This is a genomic window from Novosphingobium umbonatum (genome assembly GCF_004005905.1).
Taxonomy (GTDB): Bacteria; Pseudomonadota; Alphaproteobacteria; order Sphingomonadales; family Sphingomonadaceae; genus Novosphingobium; species Novosphingobium umbonatum.
The window spans coordinates 124,218-132,432 of record NZ_SACO01000011.1; the positions used below are offsets into that span (position 1 = coordinate 124,218).

At 58.2% G+C, this 8,215-nt stretch carries 8 protein-coding genes and 1 tRNA gene; 8 read left to right on the forward strand and 1 reads right to left on the reverse strand.

The features are described from left to right. Positions 1–68: 68 nt before the first annotated feature. From aspS to EOE18_RS14040, 5 genes are all read left to right on the forward strand, one after another. Positions 69–1,880, forward strand: coding sequence for an aspartate--tRNA ligase (aspS, locus tag EOE18_RS14020; protein WP_127710585.1), 1,812 nt, complete (start codon positions 69–71; stop codon positions 1,878–1,880). A gap of 146 nt (positions 1,881–2,026) precedes the next feature. Then, the gene (locus EOE18_RS14025; RefSeq protein WP_127710587.1) at positions 2,027–2,260 is read left to right on the forward strand and encodes an acyl carrier protein; all 234 of its coding nucleotides are present in this window, start codon (positions 2,027–2,029) and stop codon (positions 2,258–2,260) included. Positions 2,261–2,522: 262 nt separating this feature from the next. Next, positions 2,523–3,785 carry a beta-ketoacyl-ACP synthase II gene (gene fabF, locus EOE18_RS14030; protein ID WP_127710589.1) on the forward strand — a complete coding sequence of 421 codons (1,263 nt, stop codon included), beginning with the start codon at positions 2,523–2,525 and terminating at the stop codon, positions 3,783–3,785. Between the two features lie 53 nt (positions 3,786–3,838). Further along, positions 3,839–4,813 carry an endolytic transglycosylase MltG gene (gene mltG / locus EOE18_RS14035; RefSeq protein WP_127710591.1) on the forward strand — a complete coding sequence of 325 codons (975 nt, stop codon included), beginning with the start codon at positions 3,839–3,841 and terminating at the stop codon, positions 4,811–4,813. A 133-nt stretch (positions 4,814–4,946) separates the two neighbouring features. Next, positions 4,947–5,023, forward strand: a tRNA-Met gene (locus EOE18_RS14040). Positions 5,024–5,091: 68 nt separating this feature from the next. On the opposite strand, the gene EOE18_RS14045 is transcribed toward EOE18_RS14040, so the two are convergent. Further along, positions 5,092–6,111: a tyrosine-type recombinase/integrase gene (locus EOE18_RS14045; protein WP_246027457.1), complete on the reverse strand. Its 1,020-nt coding sequence runs from the start codon at positions 6,109–6,111 to the stop codon at positions 5,092–5,094. 385 nt (positions 6,112–6,496) lie between these two features. Between EOE18_RS14045 and EOE18_RS14050 the strand changes: the two genes are divergently transcribed. The 3 genes from EOE18_RS14050 (at position 6,497) to EOE18_RS14060 (ending at position 8,111) form a co-directional block, all read left to right on the forward strand. Next, positions 6,497–6,889 carry a helix-turn-helix domain-containing protein gene (locus EOE18_RS14050; RefSeq protein WP_018075315.1) on the forward strand — a complete coding sequence of 131 codons (393 nt, stop codon included), beginning with the start codon at positions 6,497–6,499 and terminating at the stop codon, positions 6,887–6,889. Position 6,890: 1 nt separating this feature from the next. Then, complete coding sequence (locus EOE18_RS14055; protein ID WP_127710594.1) at positions 6,891–7,292, forward strand: hypothetical protein; 402 nt, start codon at positions 6,891–6,893, stop codon at positions 7,290–7,292. 135 nt (positions 7,293–7,427) lie between these two features. After that, positions 7,428–8,111 carry a DEAD/DEAH box helicase gene (locus tag EOE18_RS14060; protein ID WP_127710596.1) on the forward strand — a complete coding sequence of 228 codons (684 nt, stop codon included), beginning with the start codon at positions 7,428–7,430 and terminating at the stop codon, positions 8,109–8,111. The last annotated feature ends 104 nt before the right edge of the window (positions 8,112–8,215 follow it).

Sequence of the window (8,215 nt, forward strand, 5' to 3'; positions counted from 1 at the left end):
TCGCGGTGTTTGTCATAATGCCGCAAAACTATCCCTGCCCGATAGCGGGCCGAATGGAAAGACTTGTCATGCAATCGCCCGTAAACAACCAGCAGGCGCATCCCTATCGTTCGCACAGCTGCGGCGCGCTCAATCAGGACCATGTGGGGCAGGAAGTTCGCCTGTCGGGCTGGGTCCATCGCAAGCGTGATCATGGCGGCGTGCTGTTTGTCGACCTGCGCGACCATTACGGCCTGACCCAGATTGTGGCCGATAGCGACAGCAGCGCGCTCTCCGTGCTGGAAGGCCTGCGCGTGGAAAGCGTGGTAACGATTGAAGGCGTGGTAAAGGCCCGCAGCGAAAGCACGGTGAACCCCAACCTGTCGACTGGCGCGATCGAAGTCTATGCCCGCGGCGCCACGGTGCTGTCGGCGGCGGCGGAACTGCCCATGCCGGTGGCTGGCGAGCAGGAATATCCCGAGGATATCCGCCTGCGTTACCGCTTCCTCGACCTGCGCCGCGAAACGCTGCATGCCAATATTGTGAAGCGCACGCAGGTGATCTCGGCCATGCGCCGCAAGATGGAAGACATCGGCTTCACCGAATATTCCACCCCGATTCTCACCGCCAGCAGCCCCGAAGGCGCGCGCGACTTTCTGGTGCCCAGCCGCATCCATGCGGGCAAGTTCTATGCCCTGCCGCAGGCGCCGCAGCAGTATAAGCAATTGTTGATGGTGGCCGGTTTCGACCGCTATTTCCAGATCGCCCCCTGCTTCCGCGATGAAGACCCGCGCGCAGACCGTCTGCCGGGTGAATTCTACCAGCTTGACCTCGAAATGAGCTTTGTCACGCAGGAAGAAGTCTGGGAAACGATGGAGCCGGTGATCGGCGGCATTTTTGAAAAATTTGCCGATGGCCGTGCCGTAACCCCCATCGGCAGCTTCCCGCGCATCGCCTATGATGACGCGATCCTGAAATATGGCAGCGACAAGCCCGATCTGCGCAACCCGCTGATCATCTCGGATGTGTCGCATCACTTCACCACCAGCGGCTTTGGCCTGTTTGAAAAGATCGTGGGCACTGGCGGCGTGGTCCGCGCCATTCCGGCCCCCTCCACCGCCGACAAGAGCCGCAAGTTCTTTGACGAAATGAACGAATGGGCGCGCGGCGAAGGCTATGCCGGTCTTGGCTATGTGACGCGCAAGGGCGGCGAATTTGGCGGCCCGATTGCCAAGAACCACGGCGCCGAGGGCATGGAAAAGCTCTATGCCGAACTGGGCCTTGGCGCCGATGATGGCCTGTTCTTTGCCGCTGGCAAGGCGGGTGATGCGGCCAAGCTGGCGGGTGCTGCCCGCACCCGCTGCGGCCAGTTGCTGGGCCTGATTGACGAGAACAAGTTCGAATTGTGCTGGATTGTCGATTTCCCCTTCTATGAGGAAGGCGAAGAGCCGGGCAGCATCGATTTCGCGCATAACCCGTTCTCCATGCCGCAGGGCGGTCTGGAAGCGTTGACGGACGGGCGCGATCCGCTGTCGATCAAGGCGTTCCAGTATGATCTGGTCTGCAACGGCTATGAAATCGCTTCGGGCTCGATCCGAAACCAGCATCCTGATCTGATGGTCAAGGCGTTTGAGCGCGTGGGCCTGTCTCAGGCCGATGTGGAAGAGCGTTTCGGCGGCCTCTATCGCGCGTTCCAGTATGGCGCCCCGCCGCATGGTGGCATGGCCGCCGGTGTGGACCGCATCGTCATGCTGATTTGCGGCGCACAGAACCTGCGCGAAATCAGCCTGTTCCCGATGAACCAGCGCGCCGAGGATCTGTTGATGGGCGCACCTTCGCCCGCCATGCTCAAGCAATTGCGCGAGCTGCATATCCGTGTGATCGAACAGCCCAAGGCCTGATTCGTGAAGTTCGGGGCGGGAAAACTGGGCGTTTTACCGCTTTCCTGCCCCGCCTTTATGTGATCATGCTTGCCAGCCCGCGCGCCACCCATTAGGGGCGCGTTTCGAGTTTTCAATTTTTCGCTGCTTTGCGTAAGGGGAATATCATGAGCATCCAGGAGCAGGTAAAGAAGATCGTGGTCGAGCACCTCGGCGTCGAAGAAGACAAGGTTGTGCCTGAAGCGAGCTTCATCGACGATCTGGGCGCCGACAGCCTCGACATCGTCGAGCTGGTCATGGCTTTCGAAGAAGAATTCGGCGTGGAAATCCCTGACGATGCGGCTGAAAAGATCGCCACCGTCAACGACGCCATCGCCTTCATCGAGGCGAACAAGGCCTAATTCCTTGCTGGCCGCGCCCATCCTGCTCGTTTCGGGCGGGTTTGTGGCGCGCCATGCTTGGCTTGGCCTTGGGTCAGGTCGTGCCGCCTCGGGCTGGCAGGCTTGACGTAAGAGCACGGTTTCCAGCAGGCTCGGTCCGCATGCGGGCTGGGCCTGTTTGCTAATCGGCAGGAAAGAGTTAGAGGTGGATTGCTGGCCGCTGCCGCAGGGCAGGGTGCCCACAGGCATATCCGCCGGATTATGGACTATGGAGAAATCGAGAATGCGTCGTGTAGTCGTCACCGGACTTGGTCTGGTTACCCCGCTGGGCGCGGATGTCGAAACCACTTGGGCCAATATTCTGGCGGGCAAGTCGGGTGCGGGCCGGATCACCAAGTTCGACACCGAAGGGCAAAAGTGCCTGATCGCCTGCGAAGTGAAGCCGGCCGATCATGAATATGGTTTCGATGCGGGTAAGCGCGTGGATCACAAGATCCAGCGTCAGGTCGATCCTTTCATCGTTTTCGGCATTGATGCAGCGGGTCAGGCGTTGGAAGACGCCGGTCTGGTCGATGCGCCTGAGGAAATGCGCCTGCGCATGGGCTGCTCGATCGGCAGCGGCATTGGCGGTCTGCCCGGTATCGAAAGCGAATCGCTGGTGCTGGCCAACAAGGGCCCCGGCCGCGTGTCGCCCCACTTCGTCCATGGTCGCCTGATCAACCTGATCTCGGGTCAGGTGTCGATCAAATATGGCCTGATGGGTCCGAATCACGCGGTGGTGACGGCTTGTTCGACCGGTGCGCATTCGATCGGTGATGCCGCGCGCATGATCCGCGATGATGATGCCGATATCATGCTGGCCGGTGGTGCCGAATCGACCATCTGCCCGATCGGCATTGCCGGTTTCGCGCAGGCCAAGGCGCTCAACTGCAGCTATAACGACCGCCCCGAACAGGCGAGCCGCCCCTATGACAAGGACCGCGACGGTTTCGTTATGGGCGAGGGCGCCGGTGTGGTGGTGCTGGAAGAATATGAGCATGCCAAGGCTCGTGGCGCGAAGATCTATGCCGAAGTCGTCGGCTATGGCCTGTCGGGCGATGCTTTCCATGTCACCGCTCCGCATCCCGAAGGCTATGGCGCGTTCCGTTCGATGGAAATGGCGCTGAAGAAGGCGGGCATGACCCCCGCCGACATCGATTATGTCAACGCCCATGGTACCTCGACCATGGCCGACACGATCGAACTGGCTTCGGTCAAGCGTCTGTTCGGCGATGCCATCGGCAATGTTTCCATGTCCTCGACCAAGAGCGCCATCGGCCACTTGCTGGGCGGTGCGGGCGCGGTGGAAACCATTTTCTGCATCCTGTCGATCCGTGACCAGATCGTGCCGCCGACGCTCAATCTGGACAATCCGGATGAAGGCACCGAAGGCGTGGATCTGGTGCCGCATGTGGCCAAGAAGCGGGTTGTGCGCGCGGCGCTGAACAATTCCTTCGGCTTTGGCGGTACCAATGCCAGCGTGGTGGTAAAGGCGCTGGAAGATTGATCCTGATAGGGGGGGCGGGCCGGTTCCGCCCCCATTAGTTTGCCAAGGTTTGCATGATGCGTTTGAAGCCGCTTCCTCTTGCTGCGGCGCTAGCCGCTTTGGTGGCCGTGCCTACCGGCGCGGTGCTTTATGGCTGGTATGGGGCGGGGCCTTTGCCCGCCGAAAAGACCTTTACGGTGCCCGATGGGGCCAGCGTGGCCAGCGTGGCCACCAAGCTGCAAAAGGCGGGCATCATCCATTCGGCCCGCGCTTTCCGTTTCGAGGCCAAGCTGCTGGGCGGCAATGCGCAGGTGAAGGCGGGCGAATTCCTGCTGCCCAAGGGGGCCAGTTCCGCGCAAATCCTGAAAATTTTGAGCGGGGCCGAAGCGGTGCGCCGTTTCGTGACCATTCCCGAAGGCCTGCCCTCGGTGCTGGTGGCCGAACGCCTGTCGGCGCAATCCATCCTGAGCGGCCCTGTCGAGGCGCCTGAGGAGGGTTCTCTGCTGCCCGATACCTATGACATCAAAGCGGGGGAGCCGCGCTCTGCGGTGGTTTCGCGGATGCAGGCGGCGATGACCAAGGCTCTGGCCGAGGAATGGGCCAAGCGCGGGCCGGACACCGTGGCCAAAACGCCGGAGGAGGCGGTGATTCTGGCCTCGATCGTGGAAAAGGAAACCGGCAAGCCCGATGAGCGGCCGATGGTGGCGGGGCTCTATTCCAACCGCCTGCGCCAGCATATCATGCTGCAGGCCGATCCCACGATCATTTACCCGATCACCAAGGGCAAGCCTTTGGGACGCCGCATCCGCCAGAGCGAGATTCAGGCCAAGAATGACTATAATACCTATTCGATGACCGGCCTGCCCAAGGGGCCGATCACTAATCCGGGCCGCGCTTCCCTGCATGCCGTGCTGCATCCGGCCAAGACCGACGCGCTATACATGGTGGCCGATGGCAGCGGGGGGCATGCCTTTGCCAGCACTTTGGCCGAGCATAATCGCAATGTGCAGCACTGGTTTGCCCTGCGCCGCGCCAAGGGCGAGATCTGATTTATCGCGCTTTTGCCTGTGGAAAGAAAATTTGGTTTCCGCGGCGCATTTTGGGTTGACCATATCGGGACCTCCCGCTAATTGCGCCGCCTACCCGCTGAACGCAGCAGAGCGAAAGCGGGTTGCCTTTCGGGGCGGAGTAGCTCAGCAGGTTAGAGCAGCGGAATCATAATCCGCGTGTCGGGGGTTCGAGTCCCTCCTCCGCTACCATAAAAACAATAACTTAGGTCCATCGCGATCCCTCCAGATCAGGGCCAGTTTACAAACTCTGTAAACCGCTAGGCGCTGAGGCGCTCCACCATCGACACAATGACACGTGCTTCATCGACGTATCGGCTGCGAATTTCGCTGATCCGTTTGGCCGTCCAGCCAATGGTTCGCGCGATCTCTTCATCGGTCTGCCCGCGCATGGCGAGCCAGGTTGCATAGGTCCCACGCAGGTCGTGCATGGTGCGGTCGAAGCCATCAGGTTTGGCCTTCTGGAACACGCTGCCTAGTCCGCTTTCGGTCCAAGGCTCGCCGCGACTGTTTCTCAGGATTGGGCCTGCCCCAGTGCCAATGGAGTCTAGCAACCCGCGAAGGTCAGGGAGGATTGGTATGATGGCTCGCCCTTTGCGCTTTCGGGTGGTCAGGATGATGGCCTTTTCTCCTACGTCTTCCCAGGCAACGCGAACCAGATCTCCCAATCTCAAGCCGGTTAGGCTCGCAAGGCGCAGGGCACGATCCAGGTGGTCGGAATAGAGGGAGCGACCATTCTTGTCCTTGCTGCCTCGCATGGCCTCCCAGTGCCTGTCCTCCCAGATTTGGTCGGCTTTGTTGACATGATGGAGTTGTCGAATCCCAGTCGCAATGTTGACCGGGAGGATGCCTTCGCCCTGCGCCCAGCCAAGAACGGTGGCCATTGTGACGCTTGCTTTGTCGGCGGTGCGCGGCTGATCTGCCCACGTGTTGCGCCAATCGATGATCTCGGTGCGCATGCGCTGATCTTCAAAGGCAGCGATTGGCGCTTGGCCGAATTTTTCGCTGATGCGATCCAGCCACAGACGGTAATCTCGCTTGGTGCTCTCGGCCAATTTTGAGAATTCGGGACTTTGGCGATAGCGATCCAGAACATCGTCAAGGGTTGCAAGTGCCCCCTTGGTTGGGGAACGGGCCTTCTCTGCCTTCATGATGAGGGCCAGATCGACCACCGGCCGCTCGCCAAATGCCTTGTGGATGCAGGGCCCGCCACGCCACGCATAGACGTACCATATGCAGCCTTTGGCAGATCGCTTACCGACTATGTGCAGTCCGGTCACGACCCTGGTCTTTTGCCTTCCACGCATCGAATGCACTTCCAACTGGTTGGGTGGTCGGGGGGATGAAGGTGACGCCATCGGCGCGAATGTCGACGCCAGCGGCCGTGTGGCCCAAGCTGGTCCACCAGTCATAGGCTTGCTGAATTTCTGCCAATGGCACCAATCTGCGGCGTGAAGTCATTTCAGGGCTCTACTACTGGCAGTCGCGAGCCGCATTTCGACGCTCGATGAAGGCAGGCCGCACATCGAAGCACACGCAAAAGCACTGTTTGCATGAGCGCATCTCCTGTTGTATTTTACAGACATTCATCTGTAAAAAGTTTACATAAGTGTGTTAACTCACATATGTGAGATTCGTCAAGGCCCTTGGAAGGGGAATTTTTGGATGAGCATCGGAGGGCGAATTCTGGAGATCCGAAAGGCACTCGGCCTGAACCAAGCCGATGTCGCCTCGGAGCTTGGGATTTCGCACGGGGCGCTGGTGAATTATGAAAAGGGGCTGCGAGAGCCGCCTGCCAGCGTCATTCTGGGCTTCGCAGAGCGCTATAAGGTAAGCGCTGCATGGGTTTTGACTGGTGAGGGCCGACCGGATCAAGCCGGCCTCGATGAAGCATATGCGCGCTCAATAGAAACCGCTTGGACTTATCTAAGTCGCGGCGGTGACGATGTCGAAAAAGAGGCTTTGGTCAAGCTCGGGGGGGCCTTGTTTCAATATCTTCTTGAGCATGGCGAGATCAGTCCTGCGATGAGTGAGAAAATTTTTGCGTTGAGCGCTTGATATGATTGAAGATCGACTGACATCGATTACTGATGAGCGCTTGCTTGCGGCCTTGAAGGAAGTGAATCCTCCAATTGAAAAATTGATGGCCGATCGATTTGAGCTTCGGCAAGAAATGCGTCGCAAGCAGGCAGAGCTTGATGCGGAGCGTCAGCGTGTGAAAGAAATGCACTTCCTCACGTTTGAAGAGATCCCTCAAAGCTTGGCCTTCGCCAAGCGCACAGTTTTGTTAATTGCATCACTCTCCTTATTTGCCCTGATCATTGCCTACTTTTCAAAAATATTTGAAATCAAAACCATATCAATTATCCTCATCTCGCTCCTTTTGCCGATATGGCTTATAGATAAGGCGGAGGGGAAATTTGGCCGAATTTCATTATTTCGGTTTTGGTCGAAGAAATAAGAATTTATCTGATTTTTCAAGTGGGTGAGAGCTTTGTACACTTCTCTTCAAGCGCATTATCAGGCTCATAAAATCACCCTGGCAGGTGTCGATGATAGTGCATTTACACGGTCATTGACCTCCGCAAGAGTTCAGATGAACCCTCACCAGGTTGACGCAGCTCTGTTTGCGCTCAAGTCTCCGCTTTCAAAGGGGGTGCTGCTGGCAGATGAAGTCGGTTTGGGCAAAACCATCGAGGCCGGCTTGGTACTATCACAGCGCTGGGCCGAACATCGGCGGCGAATGATTTTGATTGTTCCCGCCTCGCTTCGAAAGCAATGGCAGCAAGAACTCTACGAGAAATTTTCGCTTCGCAGCGAGATCATCGAAGCGACCACCTATCGTGCGTTACGGCAGGCTGGAAATCGCCGACCGTTCGAAGCTGTGGATGGCATTGTCATCGTCTCGTATGAATTTGCCGCCCGGAAAGCTGATGATTTGCGACAAGTCCGCTGGGATTTGGTGGTTTTCGATGAAGCTCATCGCCTTCGCAACGTCTATCGCAAGGGGGGCTCTGCCCGAGCGAAAGACCTCAAAGATGCCCTGCAGGATCACTTCAAGATCCTTCTAACCGCAACGCCGCTTCAGAACTCATTGATGGAGCTATACGGCATCATCTCAATAATTGATGATGAGCACTTTGGCGGCGAAAATGCATTTCGGGCACAATATGCAGGTAGTGGCGCATCGTCAGCAGCGTTGGACGTTCTCCGCGACAGGCTCAAGCCCATTTGTCACCGGTCGCTGAGGCGGCAGGTGTTGAGTTGCGCTGAGAATTGACCCGGGATTTTCATTGAGAATTGACCCGGGTGGGTATGGGTTATGTGCTGCCCATGGCGGTCAAGGTCAAGCTTTGGGTTTATACCTTTCTGGATTTTGGGGTG